Origin of the sequence: Saccharobesus litoralis, assembly GCF_003063625.1 — a bacterium.
Taxonomy (GTDB): Bacteria; Pseudomonadota; Gammaproteobacteria; order Enterobacterales; family Alteromonadaceae; genus Saccharobesus; species Saccharobesus litoralis.
The window spans coordinates 825,782-848,250 of record NZ_CP026604.1 but is presented as its reverse complement, the minus strand read 5'-3'; the positions used below and the strand labels follow the sequence as shown (position 1 = coordinate 848,250).

Annotated in this window: 16 protein-coding genes; 8 read left to right on the top strand and 8 right to left on the bottom strand. The window is 41.0% G+C overall.

Going from position 1 to position 22,469, the window contains the following annotated elements; genetic code table 11:
• Positions 1-448 precede the first annotated feature (448 nt).
• Together C2869_RS03160 and C2869_RS03155 are read left to right on the top strand one after the other, a co-directional pair.
• The gene (locus C2869_RS03160; RefSeq protein WP_159084007.1) at positions 449-3,130 is read left to right on the top strand and encodes an alpha-amylase family glycosyl hydrolase; all 2,682 of its coding nucleotides are present in this window, start codon (positions 449-451) and stop codon (positions 3,128-3,130) included.
• A gap of 65 nt (positions 3,131-3,195) precedes the next feature.
• Positions 3,196-3,813, top strand: a complete 618-nt coding sequence (locus tag C2869_RS03155) for a DUF938 domain-containing protein (RefSeq protein WP_108601568.1) — start codon at positions 3,196-3,198, stop codon at positions 3,811-3,813.
• 282 nt (positions 3,814-4,095) lie between these two features.
• On the opposite strand, the gene C2869_RS03150 is transcribed toward C2869_RS03155, so the two are convergent.
• From C2869_RS03150 to C2869_RS03135, 4 genes are all read right to left on the bottom strand, one after another.
• Entirely contained in the window at positions 4,096-5,532 is a 1,437-nt protein-coding gene (locus C2869_RS03150; RefSeq protein WP_108601567.1) for an MFS transporter, read from the bottom strand.
• 375 nt (positions 5,533-5,907) lie between these two features.
• Positions 5,908-6,444 carry an NUDIX hydrolase gene (locus C2869_RS03145; RefSeq protein WP_108601566.1) on the bottom strand — a complete coding sequence of 179 codons (537 nt, stop codon included), beginning with the start codon at positions 6,442-6,444 and terminating at the stop codon, positions 5,908-5,910.
• 26 nt (positions 6,445-6,470) lie between these two features.
• Positions 6,471-6,665, bottom strand: a complete 195-nt coding sequence (locus C2869_RS03140; RefSeq protein WP_108601565.1) for a YwbE family protein — start codon at positions 6,663-6,665, stop codon at positions 6,471-6,473.
• A 298-nt stretch (positions 6,666-6,963) separates the two neighbouring features.
• Positions 6,964-7,278 (bottom strand): hypothetical protein, encoded by a 315-nt coding sequence (locus C2869_RS03135; RefSeq protein ID WP_108601564.1) that lies wholly within the window; start codon positions 7,276-7,278, stop codon positions 6,964-6,966.
• 297 nt (positions 7,279-7,575) lie between these two features.
• Between C2869_RS03135 and C2869_RS03130 the strand changes: the two genes are divergently transcribed.
• On the top strand, positions 7,576-8,466 hold the full coding sequence (locus tag C2869_RS03130) for an alpha/beta hydrolase (RefSeq protein ID WP_159084006.1): 891 nt from the start codon (positions 7,576-7,578) through the stop codon (positions 8,464-8,466).
• A gap of 54 nt (positions 8,467-8,520) precedes the next feature.
• Positions 8,521-8,994 carry a hypothetical protein gene (locus C2869_RS03125; protein ID WP_108601562.1) on the top strand — a complete coding sequence of 158 codons (474 nt, stop codon included), beginning with the start codon at positions 8,521-8,523 and terminating at the stop codon, positions 8,992-8,994.
• A 124-nt stretch (positions 8,995-9,118) separates the two neighbouring features.
• On the opposite strand, the gene C2869_RS03120 is transcribed toward C2869_RS03125, so the two are convergent.
• From C2869_RS03120 to C2869_RS03105, 4 genes are all read right to left on the bottom strand, one after another.
• On the bottom strand, positions 9,119-10,264 hold the full coding sequence (locus C2869_RS03120; protein ID WP_108601561.1) for a glycoside hydrolase family 43 protein: 1,146 nt from the start codon (positions 10,262-10,264) through the stop codon (positions 9,119-9,121).
• An 887-nt stretch (positions 10,265-11,151) separates the two neighbouring features.
• A complete protein-coding gene (locus C2869_RS03115; protein WP_108601560.1) occupies positions 11,152-12,330 on the bottom strand; it encodes a phosphoglycerate kinase in 1,179 nt (392 codons plus the stop codon).
• Positions 12,331-12,405: 75 nt separating this feature from the next.
• Positions 12,406-13,095 carry an HAD family hydrolase gene (locus tag C2869_RS03110; protein ID WP_108601559.1) on the bottom strand — a complete coding sequence of 230 codons (690 nt, stop codon included), beginning with the start codon at positions 13,093-13,095 and terminating at the stop codon, positions 12,406-12,408.
• A 39-nt stretch (positions 13,096-13,134) separates the two neighbouring features.
• The gene (locus C2869_RS03105) at positions 13,135-13,746 is read right to left on the bottom strand and encodes an HAD family hydrolase (protein ID WP_108601558.1); all 612 of its coding nucleotides are present in this window, start codon (positions 13,744-13,746) and stop codon (positions 13,135-13,137) included.
• Between the two features lie 468 nt (positions 13,747-14,214).
• Between C2869_RS03105 and C2869_RS03100 the strand changes: the two genes are divergently transcribed.
• The 4 genes from C2869_RS03100 to C2869_RS03085 all read left to right on the top strand — a co-directional run bounded on the left by C2869_RS03100 (position 14,215) and on the right by C2869_RS03085 (position 22,395).
• On the top strand, positions 14,215-15,624 hold the full coding sequence (locus tag C2869_RS03100) for a sulfatase family protein (RefSeq protein WP_108601557.1): 1,410 nt from the start codon (positions 14,215-14,217) through the stop codon (positions 15,622-15,624).
• A gap of 873 nt (positions 15,625-16,497) precedes the next feature.
• Positions 16,498-17,079, top strand: a complete 582-nt coding sequence (locus C2869_RS03095; RefSeq protein ID WP_108601556.1) for a sigma-70 family RNA polymerase sigma factor — start codon at positions 16,498-16,500, stop codon at positions 17,077-17,079.
• Positions 17,076-18,734, top strand: a complete 1,659-nt coding sequence (locus C2869_RS03090) for a LamG-like jellyroll fold domain-containing protein (RefSeq protein WP_108601555.1) — start codon at positions 17,076-17,078, stop codon at positions 18,732-18,734. Before C2869_RS03095 ends, C2869_RS03090 begins: the two co-directional genes overlap by 4 nt.
• A gap of 511 nt (positions 18,735-19,245) precedes the next feature.
• Positions 19,246-22,395, top strand: coding sequence for an Ig-like domain-containing protein (locus C2869_RS03085; protein WP_108601554.1), 3,150 nt, complete (start codon positions 19,246-19,248; stop codon positions 22,393-22,395).
• Positions 22,396-22,469: the final 74 nt, after the last annotated feature.

Below are 22,469 nucleotides of genomic sequence, written 5' to 3'. Positions count from 1 at the left end.
GTATATATAAGCCAGTATTAAAAATACACTTGCTAGTTGTATTAACAAACCTGTAACGCCAAGAGACGACGTCAAAACATAGGTAAAAATAATAAGGCTAAATCCAAGTAAAAAATATTTCCCTGCTGCTAGTTGCAGACTCTTTTTTGAAACATGAGTCATTTTAAATTGTCTTTATAATCAATAGTTTACTCAACTATTTTAAGGGGTGTTTAAAGTTGTTTGCTTGTTTAAACACAGTGTAAAGAAATCAGAAATGAAAGGCTATAGCTCAAATATAAATCAGAATGTGCATTATTTTTATCAATTGTTTTAATAGTGCTTAAGTAGTTGAAATGCATAAATAAATTTATTTTTTATAAAAATGTAAAAATCATAACCTTTTCCTAACCCTGCTAGTGATAAAACATCATTTATATTAAAAAATGAGATATAGGGAGCAATGAGTATGCATTGTCGACTAGCAAAGCAATTGAAAATGGGTTTGGCGTATAGCCTGTTTAGTGTATTGATTTCTTGTGGCGGTTCGGGGGCAGGAACAACGCCCCCGCCAACTAATCAAGAAGATAACGGTACTGATAATGAGGTTGTTAATCGCGCACCGACGATTTCGACTTTTACCAGTAAGTATACAGAGAACAATTTTGCCGTTGTTTTTGAATGGCAGGTGGCAGATATAGATAACGATGCGCTAACGTGCCAGTTACAAACGGCAATGTCAGCGGCAAAAATAGAAATAACACAATGTCAGTCTTTGCTTAACTATACGTTTACTTATTCTGAGGTTGGTGTTTATAACGCTACTTTAATTGTGTCAGATGGGCAGCTAGAAACGGAAAAGCAAATTACCGTTAATGTTGTTGCCCCAGAGCCAGAATTTACCCTAAGCCAAGGCCAGCAAGCAGACTTTGATATTTATGTTAAGGGTGGTTTTAATAACTGGTCTAATACTGACGCGATGACGTTCAACAACGGAATTTATGTTTTTGAATGGTCGAACCCGTTATCCAGCCAAGAGTTAAAAATAGCGAGTGCGAATTGGGATAAGTTAAATTGTGGTAGTTTTAATTTAACGACCAATGGTGCAGCAGAAAACGCCACTTGTAGTAACGCGGGTAATGCGACTATCAATTTCGATGGCCTAGGGACTTATCGGCTTGGTTTCAGTTATCAGCCAGATGGTCAGTCTCAAGTTCAATTACTGAAATCTGAACCTAAACCGATTGACGAATCAGGCTTAGGGCAAGCGGGAACGGTATCGATTCATTATTTGCATTCTAGCTTAAGTTATCAGGGTTGGGGATTGCATTTGTGGGGTGAAGCGATCGATCAAAAACTAGCAACTAGTTGGCAAGCCCCGCGATTAGCCAGCCGTATTGAGGATGATTACGCGGTTTATGATGTGCCAATTGAGAATGCTAATAAAGTGTTTAACTTTATTATGCATTACGATGACTTTAAAAGTAGTGATGGTGATTTAGCCTTTACCCCAGCGACTTTAGGCACCCATATTTGGTTAGTTGAAGGTGACAATACTTTATACACAGATGAGGTATCAGCTCGTAACCGATTTAACACTTTAGTTGCTAGCTTAGGTAAACAATCTCAATTTTTGGATCTCAGTCAAATCAGTATCAGTAATACTCAATCCTCAATGCCGAATGATTGGACCAAAAGTGCGCAATTTGCTCAGGTGTTTGTGCGTGCCTATCAAGATAGTGATGGCGATGGTATAGGTGACATTCAAGGTTTGATTTCTCGCCTTGATTACCTACAAAACAATGGCGTTAATGGTATTTGGCTAATGCCTATGATGGAAAGCTCAGACAATGATCATGGCTATGCGACCACGGATTACCGTAGCATAGAGCAAGATTACGGTAGTCTTGACGATTTTAAAGCTTTGCTTACGCAAGCCCATCAACGAGGTATTGCAATTGTCATGGATTATGTGATCAATCATTCTAGTAATGATAACCCATTGTTTAAGGATGCAATGTCGTCGGCGACTAACGACAAACGAGATTGGTATATTATTGAACAAACCAAACCCCAAGGCTGGCATTTATGGGGCAATGATCCCTGGACTCAAAGCCCGCAAGGTGCGTACTACTCAGCCTTTACCTCTTCTATGCCTGATTTTGATTTAACTAACCCTGATGTATTGGCTTATCATCAAAGCAACCTGCGATTTTGGTTAAACCTTGGCGTAGATGGTTTCCGCTTTGATGCCGTGGGTGTACTGGTTGAAAATGGTAAAGACGGATTAGAAGATCAAGCGCAAAACCATCAAGTGATGAAGGCGTTAAAAGATGTCATTTTAGCTTACGACAATCGTTATATTGTTTGTGAATCACCGAGTGGTTTTCGTGATTTTGCCAATGACAATTCGTGTGAGCGAGCGTTTAACTTCTCAGCGGGGCACGATATTATCGCCAGTGTTAAAGCCAAAGCACTTAATCAAAACTTAGTAAACGAGTTAACCGCCAGTAATATTGACAGCATGCCGTTAATTTTAGCTAACCATGACTTATTCGCGGGCAACCGTGTTTGGGAGCAATTTAGTGGTGATGAAGAACAGTATAAATTAGCGGCTGCGACCTACTTGCTAGCCTCGGCCAACCCGTTTACCTATTATGGCGAAGAGATTGGCATGGCGGCTAATAATATGCAGGGGGATCATTCCATTCGAGCGCCAATGAGTTGGACAAACAATAGTACGCACGCCGGCTTTAGTAGCACTACGCCGTTTAAAACACTGGCTAGCAATTCAGTGACGCATAATGTCGATGCGGCACAAAGCAATACAGATTCATTGCTGGCGTTCTACCGTCAACTATATCAATTGCGTCAGCAACACTCAGTTATTGCAACTGGTGATCTTGTTGTGCCAAGCCAAGCAGGGGACAAGGTTTTAGTGTTGGTGCGTAGCAACAACACAGAACAAGTCGTGATATTGATCAACTATTCCGATCAACAACAAGCGGTTAATGTTAATGGGTTAACTCAAAGTGCCGTGGCGACACGTTTATTGGGTGATGGCGACAATGAATCCACTAATAGCAATGGACAATTGAGCACTAACATAGCAGCACAATCTGTTGTGGTATTTAAGGTGCAAAATATATAGGGGTTTTCTTAGCCGATTTCGTTAAACTCTTAATTCAATTATCGAGAAATTTGGATTGATAGAGTGTGATAAAAGACTACGGATTTGAACCCTACGACTTACCTTTTAACCAAGCCGCGCATAATAATAAACGGCCTATATACCAAGTATTGCAGGCCGTTTTAAGCGGTCGGCAATCTATTTTTGAAGTTGGCAGCGGTACGGGGCAACATGCAGTGTACTTTTGTCGCCAGCAACAAAGTTGGCTATGGCAACCGTCTGACGTAGAAAAGCATACAGCCAGTTGTAGGGCTTGGTTTGCCAAGGCCAAGCTCAATAATATTAACCCAGTAAAAGGTTTTACTGTCGGGCAAAGTGACGTTGGTTTTTTGAGCCAGTATACAGCGGTTTATAGCGCAAACACCTTGCATATTATGGCGAAAAACCTCAGTCAGAATTTAATAGTGGCCTTAGCTGAAAATATGCAAACAGGTGGTCACTTTTGTTGTTATGGACCGTTTAAAGTGAATGGTGAGTTTACCACTGCTTCGAATGCCGATTTTAATGACTGGTTAGTTCAGCAAGGTTATGGAGGGTTAATTGACATAGACGATATAGAAGCATGGAGCCAAAATCGATTGATATTGCAACACGCCTATGCCATGCCAGCTAATAATTTTTTACTGCACTTTATCAAACAGTAAAGTCTACAAACCAAGGATGTTGGTTATTCTTGAATTTAATCAACAGCCTAGGCTATTACTCAGACACAAAAGTTCTGACATGTTGTTGAGTTCGTTTATATTAGTAATCTAAGTAGAAAAGTGTGCGAGATTAAAGACCCGTTCCATTGTAGTGCTGAATTTATTTCGGCTAACACAAGGTTTGTCGATGTAAACTCTACCCTATAATTTAGCAAGTGATTATAAATTCCACCGTTCAATACTTTTGAGTTAGCTGGAGTATAAAATTATCCTATCGGTTTTCTAGGTTGACTGTGTTTGAGTTTGCGCCGAGTTTTGTTTTTCAAGCGTACTTTTCTGGTCAAGAGTGGCTCGTATCGTTGCATATTTCGCTTCGTTTAAGTCGTATTTTCGCAACAGTAACGCGCTTAAAATAGGCGCTAAACAGGTGCCAGCCACTAAAATAACACGCATCCAAGTTAAGGCTGATTCGCTTTGGTTAGCTCCTGCTTGAGCGTCAAAGCCAATTAAGTTTAAGGTGAGCCCAGATAGAATAATTGCGGTTGCGATAGATATTTGAATTAACCAATTTTGTACAGAGGCGAATATACCTTCACGTCTGATATTATTTTTGACTTCGTCTTCGTCAATAAGGTCGGCAATCATTGACGAGGCTAACACGCCCACGGCGCTCCACATGCTACAGCATAAAATGGCATCTAACACTAATAGCCATTCATGACCGGGTTGATAAATAAACCATTTACATAAACCACCGAGTACGGTTAACCCATAGATAACGTACAGGGTGGCTTTTTTACCGATTTTTTGTGATAAAACCGTAATAACCGCAACCGAAGCTATACCTGCTAACGCATAGGATGTAGATAAAACCCCTTTCCATGTTGCGCCGGTTCCTATGTCACCGTTATGCATATAGTAAACCAGTACATAGTAATCCATGCTAGCGGCGTAAACGCCCAGTGTCATTTGGCAAACAATTAATGCCATCATTATTTGCATGTTAGTTATCTTGGCCACTTGTTTAAGGCTGGCAAGCAATGGCATTTCTTGGCGGAATTTCTCTTTTTCATAATGCCGTTCTTTAATCAATAGCGCGGGCAACATGGCAAATAAGCCGATGCAAATTAGGGCAATTCCCCAGCCTACCCAACGTACGCCTATTAACACACCACCAAAGACACTGAGTTTGGCCAATGGGAAAACCCAGTGATACACCAAGGCGCCAAACTTAAAAAAATAAGCGACAAAGGCCATGACGCTGGTGCGCTCATGAAAATCTTGCGATGCTTCATAAGCCAAACATTTCATGGGAACTGTCCAACAGGTGGTTAGCAGGTAATAAAGCATGGTTAAACACGCAAAATAGATGAGTTGATTGCTTGTTTGCCAGTCACTCGGCACCATCCAGATTGAACCAAAAACAATACCGGCCAACCAAGGAAATACCATTAAAAATGGCCGACGCCGACCAAAACGACTTTGACAGCGGTCGGACATTTGGCCAATAGCAGGACCAAAGCAGCTAGCTAAAATGACCGGCACTTTCATGGCTAAGCCAAGTAAAAATGGGTCGACACCCAGTGTCATTTGGTAAAAGGGCACAGCCAGTATTGTTATACCTTGGGTTGAAAAAAACATGGCTAAAAAGCCTAATCCAAGGACAAATTTTTGTGGTAACGCTAGGTGGGGCGTTTCACTATTTTGGGCTTGAGACATAAACGCAGCGTGTTAATTGTTATTCTTGGTGTGTGTGAATTATATTATAGCGCTTCTCAAACAACTTACGAATGTTGCTTTGACGTTAGTGCTGTTTCCAGAAAGAAATGATCAGTTTAACCTTTGGTCGAAATTTATTTCGACAATTCACACCTATGTAGGGCCGGCTTTATGCCGGCAAACCGAATCTTTCTTAATTAACACGCTATTTGTTAATGAACACAAATCATGTAGATATCGAAACTGCTGCTTCGTCAAAGCCTTAAATACGACGCGCAGGATTTTGTTCCAGACAAATCCTAAGTACCTGCTTGCAGGCATCAAGAGTAGGCACCTGAAGCGAACGTCGAACCTACAAAAAATAACTAATCAAAATTAATTTGAAACAGCACCAGCAACTAGCAACTCAGTGACGATTTGTTTGAGCAAAAACGTTTCTCGTTCAATCGACAGGCCTTTTTTCGCGCTGTGCTTTATCGTTTGCTCGTTGTGTTTTATGGCTTGGTGAATGTTGATCCATTTAGCTACCATGCCATTGTTTATCTCATATTGTTCCAAGTTCGGTTTTGCTAATTCGTCATCAATTTCACAGGTGTAGCAATATGATTCCATATGCATCACATCGCAGCCATCTTTATACCAAGGGCGAAATTCTTCATATAAACCGTATGGTTTAATATTGCGAATATTCTGCGCGCCGGTTTCTTCTTGTAGTTCGCGCATCATGGCGCTTTCTAGTGATTCTCCAGCATCTACTCCGCCACCGGGTAGGCTATAGTCATGATAGCGCTCGGTATAAAGCAATAAAATTTCTTCGCCTTTTAAGACAATCGCTCGCGTGGCTAAGCGGTGCAAAATGTTTTGCGATCCATTCGGTACATCAGGGTGAGTAGTCAATCTTAATAGGCGCATTATGGTTTCTCAGTACTTGAAAAGTATTAGGATAGGATTGCTTTTACACGTCCCACATCACCGCTTTCTAAACGGACTTTAATACCATGCGGATGATTAGGACTATTGGTCAGTATTTTAGCGACGATACCACGGGTTAATTGGCCACTGCGTTGATGTTGTTTTAATACGATATCGACTTCAGCGCCGATGGATATATTGGAACGAATAGTGCCTGACATGGTTACTTGTAATATGAAGAACTAAAGCGCGGCAGACTGCATCAAGTGGGTTGAATAATCAAGTTTTAAGCTGCTTTTTCCATCAAATGAACTTTCGTTTAAACAAGATATTCGATCACTTCCTGCCAAGATTTAAATTGCTTACCAAACAATATTAACTCGCCAATAAATTTATCTTGGCTATGGCTATAGCTATGGCTTCTAGGCTAATCATCGATAAGATAATTGCCTTTTAAAAGGCTTTTATTTGAGCAAATATTAACTGCGATTCGCGTAGCTAATTTTCAAGGTAAAACAGCTAACCATCATACGTCATTGGCTGTGGGTATTTGGTGTCTTGCAGTTCTTCTAGTGAGTCGTATGTGGAGTGGTCAAAGGCGGTAATGGTTAAATTGGGGTTTTGTACGCCAATGCAGTTGGTGGGTACGTCACCATTAACGGTCAGCGGCGTGCAGCAAGATTGCACTTCGTAATAGCAGCTCGACTTTTCGTAAGTTTCTATACGCCATGCTACAACAGGCTCGCCAATCACAATATCGCTATATTCTTCTAAGTTGTGCACGGTTAAAAAACCAGGTTGTGCGGCAATGACTTCAATTGAGATTGGCTTCATGATGTTCACCTTACAGTTAATAATTGTGCACTTACAACGCTTATTTTGTTATCGGCTAGTTGACTAATTGGTTTAATTTTGTCCAGTTGGGAGCGTGTGCTTGGTAGTTGTTGTGTAACCTTAACTATGTAAAATTCGGTAAATCAAATATGAATTTAATTTTTAAATGATAAGTGTTGTGGTGCGGTTGATTAGTTCTATTTTGAATCTTAGTATTAGGGCTGGTTTATGTTGCGCACTACACCACAATAGAGTTTGATAAATACAATAATGAAAAAATACCTTCTGTTAATTCTTATGAGTTTAATTGCTAACCTCGCTAATGCACAACGCTTTACTTTGCCTTTATGGCAAGGTGAACCACCTTATTATCAGGCCAATGGCGAGCAGGAGCAGGTTAAAAAACACAAGAACATCATTAAAGTCAGTCAGGTTCAAATCCCTGAAATGACGGTGTTTTTACCCAGTAAACGTTGGGCTTCTGGGCACATGGTGTTAATTATGCCAGGTGGCGGTTATTATGGTTTAGCATGGGATTTGGAAGGTACTGACATAGCTAACATGCTAAACAGTCATGGCATAGCGGCTGCGGTTTTAAAGTATCGACTACCGGTATCAAAAAGTAATACAGGGCAAGAGTTAACCCCGCTAACCGATGCTAAGCAAGCATTACGTTTATTGCGCAAAAACGCGCAAAATTGGCAGGTTCATGCTAATAAAATTGGCGTGATGGGCTTTTCTGCAGGTGGTCATTTAGCCTCTACCTTATCGACTCAATATCATTCGCAAGAGGTAGCGCATCAATCTTCGTTAACTGAACTGTCTGCTCGGCCAGACTTTTCGGTTTTGATATACCCTGTGATTAGTTTTAATGACCACTTTACTCATCAAGGCTCAGCTAAAGCTTTATTGGGTAAGGGCTATGGTGACGAAGCACAGCGTAAAGCTTATTCAAGCCAGTTAAATATTGATGCTAATTCACCGCCTGCTATTTTAATTCATGCTGCAGATGACAAGCTTGTGCCTTGGCAAAATAGCTTGGTGTATTTTCAGGCCTTGCAACAGTTTAAAATAAAATCCGCAATGCATATTTATCCAACAGGTGGTCATGGTTTTGGCTTAGCGCTGGATAACAAACCGTTATCTAAATGGACGGGGGTAGTTGTGGATTTCATTAAACAATTTTAAGCCTTATAGCCAATTTAGTTTTCACTATAAAAAACGCACAAAGGAATTGAGTTTATGCAACGTAATTATTGGTTTATTTTAGCGGGTTGCTTAAGTATTGCCGCGTCATTATTGCACATTGCCTGCATTATTGGTGGATCCGATTGGTACCGATTTCTCGGCGCCGGCGAGCAGATGGCACAAATGGCAGAGCGCGGGGAAATAACCCCAACGCTAATTACCCTATTTATCAGTGGTGTCCTTGCTACTTGGGGGCTCTATGCTTTTTCTGCTGCCAAATTCATCCCTCGCTTGCCTTTACTGAAGTTCTGTATGCTTGCGATTACTGCTGTTTATTGTATTCGAGGTTTTGGCGGTTTGATTGTCGCTTTATTTCCGAACTCTTATCAAGTACAGCATTTAGGTATTGAATTTGTTGTATGGAGCTCATTGATCTGTGCAATATTTGGTGTGGTGCATATCGTGGCAGTGAAATTAGCTTGGCTTGATTTGTCATCTAAGCCTACAGTAATTGATGCAGCAAAATAATGTAGATAAAGAAGCTGATAGCCAAAGCCGTCCGCCGTATGACGGCTTTGGCATTATAAAGTGTCCTGCCTTGCATAACCTTGCTGTTGTTAAAATCCGTAACAGCAGAACATTCAGCTTACCATTAAGGCAGTTCAATCCGCTGCTTGGTATAGCTAGGTACCATGGGGACTATATTTCCTTTAGCATCAAACTTTAATGGATCGATAACCAACATAGGCTGTTGGCCTTTAACAATACCATGGGCAGACAACCATAAATTGCCATCAGGCCCTGTGAATATTTCGTTATGGCCGACATCGGTAAATGGACTATTGGGATCATTACTGTAAGTAAAACCACGTTTTAGTGTTGTGTCTTTACGTTGTGCACCGTAAAAAGGGTTGGTTGCACTTTTTGTCCATGGACCTGTGATTTGACTCGCTGTGGCATAACCAATTTCGTAGCCGCGAGTCCAGCTTGAATAAAAGAGATAATAGGTGCCTTGTCGTTTGATGACATAAGCGCCTTCAATACCGATAGAGTCCCATTCGTGATAGGTTTTCACTTTATCTATAGGGCGTCCATCATAGCCTGGCTCTTTGGCAATTGAGCCGTCAGCTAAATATTGCCAGTCGACTTTACCCGGTAAAATCGCACTTGTTGGTTTGGTTAATAGTTGGCCTGTGGCTAGATCTATCTGCGCAAATCTAATGCCGTGCTTTTTGCCTTGGTTCCAAAATGCCCATACTTTGCCATCATCATCTTTGAAGAAGGTTAAATCGTTGCCAGCATGTAAAGGCTTATCCTCAGTGACAACCTTGTATGGACCTTCCAAATTATCAGCGACTGCATAGCCTAAATATTGACCTACGTAACCTAATTCGTCGTTTCTGGCATTAAACAGGGCGTACCATTTACCGTTAATTTTGTGGATCTCTGGTGCCCAAAATCGGCGGTAATACCATTTGTTTTTAGTGGGGCGTTCAACAATATATTTAATAAATTGCCAGTTATTTAGATCTTTTGATTTATAGAGTGCTACGCCTTTATTGAGCTCGCCATCATTTTCTTGTCGACTCCAATGAGGGTAGCTAGTGCCAGTCATATACCACCAATCCCCTTCACGGAAAACTTGGCAATCACGTAACCCATTTGGATCAATTCCCGCGGTAATTGGGTTTTGATATTCAAAAAAGCCAGCAGGGGAGTGGTTATTGGTGTGCTGTGAAGACTGACAGGCGACTAAACCTAGGCAGACTATGCTTATCCATATTTTTAGTAGTTTCATATTTTGTACCTTTAGTGTGCTTATAAAGTGCTTACTGCAATTCAGAAAAGCCTGTTTACAGAAGACAAAATTAACAAATAATAAATATTTTGTGATCTTATATTGTTTTTGGTTAATATTATATTACAATTAATTCAAATGAAAGACGGATTGTTTTTATCGCGGGATGCAGGGTTAATTATCGCGAGGTTATTATGAAGTTTACCAATCTGCTACTAAGCCTAGTTTTACTTGTGGCGAGTGCACTGACTCACGCTGATGCGTGTTCTAGTAACATTCAAGAGCAAGAGGTAGTACATGATAAAAATTAACTCGGTATCTCGTAGTACGCCCAACCCGTTAAAGTTTAAACATAAGGTTCGTCAGGCGAAAATGCGCTTGTTTAACCTCAACTCTGGTTAAGAATTACGACGATACTATTTTTTATCATTAATTTCAGTTAGTTAACAAGTTTTGATACCCAAAATTAATTTTTTAATTTCTGGAGAGAAATTTGGGCCAAGAACAAGGCAAGTTTACGCGCCAATAGCTAGCCTATTGCAAGTAAACTTAACGCGGTAATTGGCTCAAATAGCCTCCAGAAACGGATTTATTATCCAGAGTTGAGGTTATTTACTCGCATTTCAGTGACTTTGTCTTGTGCTGCATTCGGTTCATTGTGTGGGAAATATTGATTATCTAAATTTGTATCGATAATCGTTAATACTGATTTCTTGTTAGACCCGGCAGGATGCCAATCTCTTCTCATGGAAACTCACCGCCGTTAAGAGTGATGATAAATAACCTAGGTTATATGTCTAAACTTGGCGCGGCAAATGTGTTGTGTGTTGTGTCTTGGGGGGCTTTCGCCCCCACTTTTTTTGCCTAAATCGCACATAACAACCAGCTTATCGCTGCTCTGCACATGATTCTAGTATATCCAATGCAGGTAGACTTTTACCTTCAATAAAATTGAGAAAGGCTCCACCACCGGTAGAAATATAGGATACTTGGTCGGCTAGGTGCCATTTATCAATAGCCGCTAATGTGTCTCCTCCACCTGCAACAGAGTAAGCTTGGCTATTGGCAATAGCTTGTGCCATCACTTCGGTTCCTTTAGCAAATGCGTCGAATTCGAATACCCCCATAGGACCATTCCATAAAATCGTTTTTGCTTGACTGAGTAATTGGCTAATGTGGTGTGATGTTTCAGGACCACAATCGACAATACTCTCATCGGTGGCAATGTCACTTATGGATTTGATTTGGCAATCCGATTGATCATGCCATTCATTAAAAGCCTGTTTAGTCACCACGACATCAGTTGCGTAAACAACTTTGGTTTTTTGTTGTAAACGCTTTGCTTCGTCTATAAGCGCAGGTTCGTAGAGTGACTTACCGACATTGTAGCCCTCAGCTGCAATGAATGTATTAGCTATACCGCCACCCACTATGATGACATCAGCGAAATTGGCTAATGCGTCCAGCACGGTTAATTTACTCGACACTTTTGCGCCACCAACGATGGCCACTAACGGGCTTTCTGGTTGAGCAATAATTTGGCTTAGCGCTTGTAGTTCCTTGATCAATAATGGTCCCGCAGCTGCTATCGGCGCATATTGTGCTACACCATGGGTAGAAGCATGGGCGCGATGCACGGTGCCAAACGCGTCATTGACAAAAACATCGCATAAAGCGGCCAACTGTTGCGATAACTGTGGGTCGTTGGCTGTTTCACCGATATTAAATCTTACGTTCTCTAATACCGTCACTTGCTCTTGATTGTTATCTACACCTTGCAAGTAGTCGTTTATTAACTTAACTGGCTTGTTTAATTTGCCGTTTAAATATTCAACAACGGGGGCGAGTGAATACGTAGGGTCAAAACTGCCTTCTGAGGGGCGTCCTAAATGCGACATAATTAATACAGTCGCACCTTGGTCGAGTGCATATTGAATGGTGGGTATCGACGCATCAATGCGTACAGTACTGGTAATACTTTTACCGTCCAATGGTACGTTTAAATCTAAACGGATTAGAACTCGTTTTCCATTGAGGTCTAAATCTGTCATGTTAATGGCAGGCATAATGCTGTCCTTTTTGGTGGTGTGGGTGAGATCCTAATGCTAAAGGTTGTAACGTTTAGCAACTCATTTTTAAAGTTATTGTTGTTCTTTGTTGTATTCTTTGCATTGCTCGATGAGCTCATCATAACTGTTTACGACAGTTAAACATTGTTTTGCGACATCAGAATGAATATCGATTTGATCGCGAATGCCAATGGTGGCACAACCTGCACGTAAAGCCGCGGTTAGACCGGTATTGGAATCTTCAAACACCAGAACTTGCTGCGGTGTTAGCTTGAGTTTTTGGCAAGCGATTAGGTAACTTTCTGGGTCGGGTTTTAATTGACTTACTTTGTCACGACTAACGATAGGACTAAACTGCTTAATAAAGCTTGAGCCGTTCAAGCAATGACTAAAGTTACTACGCACGCCTTCATCAGCGCTTGAGGTCACCAAACCGATAGGCTTGTTCAATTGCTGAATAATCTTGAAAAAGTCATTAAATCTGTCTCGAAAAGGCACACCTTTTTGTTTTTCTGCTTGCAGTTTTTCGGTAAACCGTTGAATAAAAGGGGCGATGGCAAAGTGTTTGCCAAACATTTTCTGAGCAATAGGAATGCATTTTTTCGTCGGTATACCGATAAACGGTCGATACATTTGTTTGGTAAATGGAATATTGAACTCGTTAGCGGTCTCTATCCAAACCTGGCAGTATAAATTTTCTGAATCGAAAATGGTGCCATCCATATCAAATAAAAAGGCGTCGAATTGTTGTAGTTCTACCATGGCGCCTCCTTTATTGAAAATTGAAATTTGTTATGCTGATTATTCTAAAAAATAATCGTTCACGATATTCAGTTTTTCATGTACATCAACCACAAACATGCCAGCATCTTTAGCGGCTTGTATGCCAGCTTGCGCGTCTTCAAAAACAATACAATCTTTAGGTTCAACGCCCATTAACTTGGCACAACGCAAAAAAGTATCAGGTGCCGGTTTGGGATTAACAACTTGGTCCGCTCCGACGGTATGATCAATTAAATGAGTTAGCCCGCATGTTTCGAGAACCATTTTTGCTTCTGTGGTGTAAGCGCCTGTGCCGACTGCCATAGGTTTAAGCCCTTTGCATTGCTCTGCATACTCAGCCAGTGGTGTTGGTTTAACAAACTGATGTATGGTTTCTCGTACTATCGCTTCTTTATAATCGTTTACCACATCACTGCTTACGCTGAGTTCAACATTAAAGTGCTTGGCGAGAATGTCCACTGTCTCTTTTGTTGGTACACCGGCTAATGAACGCATTAAGGCGTTATCAATTGGAATGCCGTAATGATTTAAAGTTTGACGCCAGGCGTTCTCATGCAACTTACCGCTGTCGACCAAGGTGCCATCCATATCAAAAATAATGGCTTTAAAATGAGAATATTCTTCGTACATATTAACGTCTCAATAGAGTTTTAATTGTATTATAAAATGCCAGCGTGTTTTAGTGAATGATTTTATGCTCCTTAGCTTATACCTTTAACGCAAGGGATAAATTGGTTCAATTGTCATGATTTGAGACAAATTACCACCGCATAGAAACACTAAGTTATTGTTTATACATCGCAATAACAGCATAAATAGCCAAGTTTATTTTTTAGCTTGTCTGGTTATTTTGCAGGGCAAATTTATATTTATAGTCAAAGCGATCAGGTTTTAGGGGCAGGTTTCTAGTTCCAGACGAAACCTAAGTACCTACATCCATGTAGGCAAAGCCGTCAAGCTTCGAATCCCCATGAGCATATGCTCTATTATGTGATTGGGGTGAGTAAGCGCTGACAATGAACCATAAGGCCTGAGCGAGAAGACTATAGTGCTGTGATGAAATAACCGCACAAGTGGTTAGCAGAGATATTGATTGTTATGGCATTAATTTTTCGATTTATAGCGCTGAGTTTATTTGTAGTTTGTTGTTATGCGCAGGCAACACAACCTAATGTGGTGGTTATTTTTACCGATGATCAGGGTTATGCTGATTTAAGTGGTTATGGCGCGGAGAAAATAAAAACGCCTAATTTAGATGCATTAGCCAAATCAGGCGTGCAGTTAAATAGTTTTTACGTCGCATCGTCGGTGTGTAGTGCATCACGAGCCGCATTGTTAACAGGGCGCCGTCCAGTGCGTAATGGTGTGACAGGAGTTTATTTTCCCGACCGAAATGGCATGAAGCAATCTGAAGTGACGATTGCAGAAGTATTGAAAAATGCAGGTTATGCGACAGCGGCCATTGGTAAATGGCATTTAGGTGACAAACCACAAACCTTGCCAACCGCTCAAGGGTTTGACTATTACTGGGGGGTGCCATTTAGTAATGATATGTATATTGGCCATACCCATCAATTTGCGCAACAGGTGAAATTCAACCAAGGTTACACGTTGGAAAAAGCCAAGCGTGATCAGCAAATTGTCAAAAAGGCCGGTAATAAGCGAGCTTTGATAAAACAAGCCGGTATAAAAGAGTTAGTGCCTATTTTCGAAGGTGAAAAAATAGTTGAATATCCGGCTGAGCAAGCCAGCCTTTCTCGACGTTTTGTCGATAAAACCATTAACTTTTTTCAACAAAACCCCAGTCAGCCCGTTTTCGTGTATATGACACCGGCTATGCCACATGTGCCCTTATTTGCTAGCCCAGAATTTAAAGGGAAAAGTGCTGGGGGCTTATATGGCGATACATTAGAAGAGCTCGATTTTCATATTGGCAGACTCGTGGATTATTTAACCCGTACAAATAAACGCGACAATACGTTGATTATTTTTGCATCTGACAATGGACCTTGGCTAGGTTATAAAGATCACGCGGGTTCAGCTAAGCCATACAGCCATGGCAAGTTTACCAACTATGAAGGCGGTATACGTGTACCTGGTATCATCAGTTGGCCGAGTAGAGTCAAAGCTAACCAAATTAGTCAGCAAGTCGTAACGACACTAGACTTAATGCCTACTATTGCGTATTACGCCAAGGCAAGCCTGCCAAACAAAGTGTTAGACGGGCATAACCTAGCTGAATTGTTAGAAGGTAAGCAAGGCACACTATCCAACCCGCATTTTCTTAGTTTTAAAAATAAAGTTGCTGGTGTGATAATGGGCGATTGGAAATATATTAAACCTATGATGGCCGTTTATGGTAAATCGGGTAGGGCACCCAACAACAAGCAAGCTTTGTTGTTCAACATTAAAAATGACCCAGCAGAGCAAAACAATTTACTGCAGCAGCGTCCAGATAAAGTGCAGCAGTTACAGCGTTTGATAGTGGCGTACGAACAAACATTGTAGAGACAATCTGAATTAGCATTCTTTAAAATAGCATTGCTGAGCATGTTAAAGGTTAAAACATGCTCAGCAATGCTGGTTAATTGACTGACTACTCCCGCTCTTATTTTCTCCTTATTGCATTCGACTACACAGATATAGTCTTCTCGCTCAGGCCTTATGGTTCATTGTCAGCGCTTACTCTCGACTTGGCTTACAAGCCACTACTTTTGGTGCTTACATGGATGTAAGTCTGTCTCTTCTACACAAATATTAATTTTCTCAAGCTAACCAAAAGTTGAAGATAAATGCGGATTAGTAGATAGTATTTAATGGTTAAAAAAGTACCGTCTTTCCTGCGAAAGCAAAGCTACCGCGTCCTGCTATCGCCCCTCGCTTAAAGCGCCTACTTTTGGTACCCTCATCCATGCAGGAACCCAGTGGCTTTTACCTAAACCAAACTATGTTTATCCAACATAAGTCGCTGGATCCCCGCATGCGCAGGTTTCATGTTCCCGACGAAACCTAAGTACCTGCATCCATGCAGGCACGAGGATGACGAGGGTATTTTCCTAAGCCTAGGTGGTAAAACTTCACCTCCATTGACCGAAAAAAGCGCTTCTGAAACTTGTGACCAAGAGACAGGGATGTAAGCGCTTAGGTTTCGTCTGGAACAGGAAGCCAGCCCTTAAAACCTGATCGCTTTGACTATACAACTCATAGCTTTATGACTCTTCTTGCTATAATCGACAGCCAATCGATAAAAATAGCTTATAAAAACTTTTCGCTGACATCAGATTTCTTATGATTGTTTGTGATTGGACTTGATGTAACTTTTTTGTTAAAAATACCAGCCTAGGAAAATAATCCATTCTCACTCATTTTTTAGACGTTACTGTGGCTTCAAATAATTCACTTGCAACCAATAAAAATACTGAACCAACGACGGCTGAAATATTCCGCGCCAGTCAATTTGGTCAGCTATTTGAAGCCGATAAAAATCGTCTTTACGCTTATATTTATGCCTTTGTTTCGGACAATGCCGTTGCGGACGATATTTTTCAAGAAACCTGTCTAACCTTGTGGCAAGAGTTTGATAAATTTGAGTTAGGTACCAATTTCTCGAAATGGGCTAATGTGATCGCGTTTAATCGGATCCGCCGTTATCGTCAGACAAATAAAAAGTACCAGCTAGGGCTGAGCGATGACTTTTTACAGGAGTTTAGCCGCAACGTGGCGATTATAGAGAGTCAAGCTGGGCCTCAAGAGCAAAGATGGCGAAATTTAGAGCATTGCTGTTCGTTACTATCGGCTCCGCTCAAACAGGTTTATCAGTTTTTCTATGTTGAAAATTTAACCGCACAAGAGATCGCCGACAATACAGGACGATCGATTCATGCTATTCGCAAAGTCGTACATAAACTACGCAAGCGGTTATTTGATTGCGTTGAACAAAAAACGCAACAGGGGGATTCATGAAGCGAAGTGATCAATACCCAGAAGTGCGCGATATAGCCGATGCCGTATGCTCAGGCATTGCTACACCCGAGCAATTAACTGAGCTTGAACAACTATTACACGAAGATTTTGAGGCGCAACGTTTTTACTATGACTATGTCAGTGTGCACTCGCAATTAAAATCGCCAGCCGATCGTAATATGGAATTTATCTATCGGCGAATGACGGAAGAGTTTGTCATTCGCCCCAATGGTGGCGGTGGATCACCAATAGATGGAAGCGGAAATAATGGAAGCGGTAACAATACAATCGCTTATGACGCACAACCGCCACAACGATTTCATGTTAGTCGTAATGTACTGTTTATATTTTTATTTATAGTTATCGGTTTGCTAGCCAGTATTACTTGGCTGTTTTATAAAAAAGACAGTCAACCATTTATTGCTCAAGTGATAGAAGGTAATGTAAAGATTGCTGGACGAGGTCATATTCAGGGTAACTCCTTGTTAGCTGGCGACTATAATATTGAGCAAGATTCAGTGATTAAATTAGATAACGGTGACGAATTGCACTTGGCATCGAACTCGCTGATTAAATTATTTAATGATAATGAGGTTAGGATTAAGCGAGGCAAGCTAACTGTTAAATCTCAACCTGGGCAAAATACCATAGTGCATAGTCGAGTTTTTATCGCATTACCTAATGGCAGTGACGTCAGTATTGATTTAACCCAACCTATGCCAGTGGTTACCAGTGGTGAAAATACATTGATTACTGTAAAGCGTTGGCGTCCTACACATTATTGGTCTTTTGACAGTTTGAGCGAGACTGTGCTCGATGCGGCAGGTAATGCCCATGGTAAGGCTATGCAAGGTGCGACTCCAGTAAAAGGCATCGTCGGTTCTGGGGCTTTCAAGTTTGATAATACTCGTGATGCCCGAATTGACGTAGGTAGTGGTGGTGGAACTGCACCTGGCACAGGATCTTTTGCGGTCACTGATGGGGTAACCATCGAAGCGTTAGTTCGCCCAGAATATTCAGGTAAATTGGGTGAAATAGACGAGATCTTTCGTAAAGATCATGGTGATAAAGAATTAAGGATCTTGTTAAGTTTTCAGCATGATTCCGGCAAGCCGTTTCTTATGCCTGAAGGTGAATATAGACAAAGCTTAAGCTTTGGATTGTTTATTCTTGGTCAAGGGTATCATGAACTCAAATTGCCACTTGATGGTCAAAATGGCCGTCCCACTCTTGATGAATTAAAAGCGGGTGATTTTCAACATATTGTCGCTACTTATAATGTTAAGACGGGTTTAAAAGCCATATATATTAACGGTGAAATGCTGGCCTCGCATCAATATCCACCGGGTTCGATAATGTTAAGTGGTGGGCCGGGTACTGCGGCTATTGGTAATAATCCGGCTGAAGAAAGGTGGCATAAAGAAGCGTTTTCTGGTGTTATTGATGAAGTGGCTTTTTATGATTTTGCCCTCACACCTTTTGTATTGAAGCAGCATTTGCAAAACATTAAACAAGGTAACAATTACTATGGCTTACCAACTAACACCAAATATTTGCCAACAAGTATAAAGTATCAATTGCCAGCAAATCAGTCTTTTCATATCGAATTTCCAACAGGGCAGCCGATACTAATTGGATCTTCAAGCATAAACTAAGCGGATTTTTGATCTAAAAGGCGTTTGAATTAAGTTTGCCTTATTAGCTAACTTCATATGGATGTGACGTATTAAGGCATGTTGATTTTAAATTTGCCGAACTCCGCTTGTTGTTAGTGATCTCAGTACTTCTATAGTTTTATTAACTTTCAACTCACTAAAATTAAATTGAAACACTCCTATCCTTCGACAAACCGCTAATCACCGTTTGTAAATAAAGCCCTAAAATTGACTACACATAGCTCCTATTTCTCTTGTCGTCTTTCTAAAGTTACATGACTTATGGTGATTAATGTTGATTTGTTGTGTTGTTTTTATTAGTAAAACCCCTTTTGAACGCATTTATTTCACATGGAAAATATTAAATCAACCTAATATGAACATATTTGAATTATGTTGCCGAGATGTTATGATTGGATTTGATTGATTTGTAGATCGGATAAATAGAACAAGGAAAGCAGATAAAGATTGCTGCTGCGTATTGGACTATTTAACAAAGGGTAACAACACAATGACTTTAAAGCGTGCCGCGCTTAAGCGGATTAATAACATAATGACTCGCAGTTTCGCCAGTCTACTTTTTTTGGCAACGGCAAGTACCCATGCAGCGGTAACCCTTGAGTCCACCACAAAAATTGCAGACAACGGCCTTTACTTTGACGGCAAAGATTTAGACTACGGCAATGTCGGTTCTCCAGATACTGGCGATAAATACGATTACTTTTTTGGTCGTAGTATTTCAGCCCATGGTGATGCGGTAAAAATATACAAGCATTATGTGTTTATGACTTGGTACCGAGGTGGTAAAGACGATAGGCATGTCATGCTAACCCGCTACAATACTAAAACCGGCACGAGTGTTGATATTGAATTTCCCCATCAACATACAGGGTTTCGTGGCGATCCATTAGTTGGTGAATCTCATAATACCATTGGCTTAGCGGTTAGCCCTATCAATGGCACCATACATATGGTGTACGATATGCACGCCTATGATGATTCTAATCATGGCGGCAAATTTAAAGATGACTACTTTCGATATAGCTATAGTTTAGCGGGTGCCGCAGAAGTGGCAGATGAGAACTTCACGCTTGACCAATTTGTAAAAGATACCAGCTCAGTTAGCCAAGGCGATGATGATTATAAGCATCTAACCATGACTGGCGATTTGGCCGATAAAGGTAACTTTGCTCGTTTAACCTATCCTAAATTCTTCCAAACAGATGATGGCACATTGCTACTTTACATGCGTTTAGGTGGCAATAATAACGGAGCCTATTTATTCAACCGTTATGATGCTGCTAATCAAAAGTGGTCTAAGTTCACTAAATTTAACGAGAATAACCAGAAAAGCAAAGGCAACGAATACAACTGGGGCCTTTACGGCAACATGAAATACCTTAATGGTAAGCTGCGTGTCGGATTCCAGCAACGTAGTAGTGACAATGACGACAAGTATAAATACCAAAATGGTGTTTATTACGCTTATTCTGATCACCCACAAGGTTTCGGCGAATGGTATAACCATAAAGGTGAGGCCATGACTTGGCCTTTGATCAACTCTGACGAAATTAAAGTATTTGAACCGGGCGACTACATAAGCCATCAACAACCTAACTCTGTTTACATTGTTAAAGACTTTGATTGGACAGTTACCGCTAAGGGCGACATCCATATTATTAGCTATGTGCAAACTAATAATTCAAGTTCAGAAGCAGAAAAATATGGTTTTGCTGATGTCCCGAAAGAGAAAACGTATATTCATTCTTATAAACCTGCAGGAGCCGATGATTTTATCATTACTACAGATTTTGCAGGCGCAACTGAAATCTATACCGCTGGTAATGATATTTATGTTATCGGATTAAAAAATGGTCGCCCTTTTGTCGATAAAGGCGTAGGCGGTACTAATAACTTTAGTCGTGTATATACAGCGACAGATGGCCCAACATTTGCGCACGGCACCATTTATATCAAAAATGGTAAAGTCTATTATTATCTGCAAGAAAAAGGTTCGGGTAACTCTTTACCACTGCACTTGCAAGTTATCGATTTAGATATTGCGCAAGCGACGGTTTCGTTTGAGTCACCTGAACTTACTGTCGTTGAAAATTACGCGAGTTTATCTATTACTGCGACGGCATCGATTATGGATGATAGCCTAACAATTAACAGTGTCGCGCTTTATATTGATGATGAACTTGTTTCAACTTTAGATGCTGCGCCATACACATGGTCACAAGCCGAAACAAAATTGCAAAACCTAGCTATTGGCACTTATGCACTTAAAGCCGTCGTGACAGATAGTAAAAGCCAAACTTCAGAAACTTCAATGACGTTAAATGTCGTAGCGGCAACTCCGACACTGGCTTTTGCTAAGTCAGAAATCACTTTGCTTAAAGGTTACAGTGATCTTGATGTGAGTGTATCTGCGCAAACACCGGATGTTTTACGTATTATCACTGGCGTTGACTTGTATTTGGATGATGTATTGATCTCCAATGACGATACAGCTCCGTACCAATGGACAAAAACCAGCAGTGCGTTAATGGGTTTAGATGTAGGCACCTATACCCTAAAAGCCGTTGTTACAGATAGTAAAGGCGACACCGCTAACACGACTAGCCAGTTAACGGTTATTGACCCGACACCTTCTGTCGCCTTCCCGAGTGGTGATATCACAGTCGAAGAAAACTATAGCAGCTTATCGTTATTAATCGACGCGAGTACGCCAGTGACGGGTCGCACCATTACTCAAGTTGAGTTGTTTGCAAATGATAATAGTGTTCGCAAAGAATCAGTCGCGCCTTATGAATGGGGACATAACGATACCTATAAAACTGAACTATTAAACTTCCCTGTAGGCACTCACACGCTAAAAGCGGTTGCGACTGATAGTGAAGGTTTAACAGCTGAAGCGACTGTTAGCTTAATTGTAAAAGAGGCCGTTTCCGCCCCTATCGTTAGTTTTACTCAAGGTATGCAAACCGCTATTGAAAGTTATACATCATTGGTTGTTGCGGTTGACGCATCGACAGCGATGACAACTCGTACAATAAAGCATGTCTCTTTGTACCTAAACGGCACCTTAGTATCAACAGACGCTACAGCACCTTATCAATGGGATCAATCGGCTGCGGCATTAAGTAGCTTAACCGCTGGAACTTATACACTGAAAGCAGTAGTTACCGATAGCGCAGACTCAACGTCGGAAACGACAGCACAACTAACGGTAATCGATCCTACACCTAGCGTAAGCTTTAGCTCAGCCTCACAAGTTGTGACTGAGGGTTATCAAAGTTTGTCGATTGCAGTTAGTAGCACGACACCTGTTGCCGAGCGTAGTATTGCTAGCGTGACCTTGTATGTAGGGGATGTCATGGTTTCTAGTAAAACCAGTGCACCTTATCAGTGGACACAAGCTGAGACTCAGCTTAGTGCGTTAGCAGTTGGTTCACATACGCTAAAAGCCGTTGTGTTGGATAATATGGGTCTTACGGCAGAAGCAAGCGCTACCATTACGGTTAATGCTAAAGCCGTTGATACTACTCCAGACAATAAACCGTCTGACAATGGTTCAGATAGCGGTGGTGGCGGTTCAACTTCACCATTTATTGTCACCGTATTGGCTTTGCTAGCGTTACGCAGACGATACCGTTAGTAGACCTTTAAAAAGGTCGGCTTAAACCTGCGTCCTAACGGATAGGGCGCATGTTTGTATTAGTTGAAAGCGAC

Coding starts and splice junctions, on each gene's coding strand:
- C2869_RS03160 (WP_159084007.1), top strand. CDS start 449: ATGCATTGTCGACTAGCAAAGCAATTGAAAATGGGTTTGGCGTATAGC.
- C2869_RS03145 (WP_108601566.1), bottom strand. CDS start 6,444: ATGCGCCTATTAAGATTGACTACTCACCCTGATGTACCGAATGGATCG.
- C2869_RS03110 (WP_108601559.1), bottom strand. CDS start 13,095: ATGGTAGAACTACAACAATTCGACGCCTTTTTATTTGATATGGATGGC.
- C2869_RS03125 (WP_108601562.1), top strand. CDS start 8,521: ATGCAACGTAATTATTGGTTTATTTTAGCGGGTTGCTTAAGTATTGCC.
- C2869_RS03085 (WP_108601554.1), top strand. CDS start 19,246: ATGACTTTAAAGCGTGCCGCGCTTAAGCGGATTAATAACATAATGACT.
- C2869_RS03105 (WP_108601558.1), bottom strand. CDS start 13,746: ATGTACGAAGAATATTCTCATTTTAAAGCCATTATTTTTGATATGGAT.
- C2869_RS03150 (WP_108601567.1), bottom strand. CDS start 5,532: ATGTCTCAAGCCCAAAATAGTGAAACGCCCCACCTAGCGTTACCACAA.
- C2869_RS03100 (WP_108601557.1), top strand. CDS start 14,215: ATGGCATTAATTTTTCGATTTATAGCGCTGAGTTTATTTGTAGTTTGT.
- C2869_RS03130 (WP_159084006.1), top strand. CDS start 7,576: ATGAGTTTAATTGCTAACCTCGCTAATGCACAACGCTTTACTTTGCCT.
- C2869_RS03140 (WP_108601565.1), bottom strand. CDS start 6,665: ATGTCAGGCACTATTCGTTCCAATATATCCATCGGCGCTGAAGTCGAT.
- C2869_RS03115 (WP_108601560.1), bottom strand. CDS start 12,330: ATGCCTGCCATTAACATGACAGATTTAGACCTCAATGGAAAACGAGTT.
- C2869_RS03120 (WP_108601561.1), bottom strand. CDS start 10,264: ATGAAACTACTAAAAATATGGATAAGCATAGTCTGCCTAGGTTTAGTC.
- C2869_RS03090 (WP_108601555.1), top strand. CDS start 17,076: ATGAAGCGAAGTGATCAATACCCAGAAGTGCGCGATATAGCCGATGCC.
- C2869_RS03135 (WP_108601564.1), bottom strand. CDS start 7,278: ATGAAGCCAATCTCAATTGAAGTCATTGCCGCACAACCTGGTTTTTTA.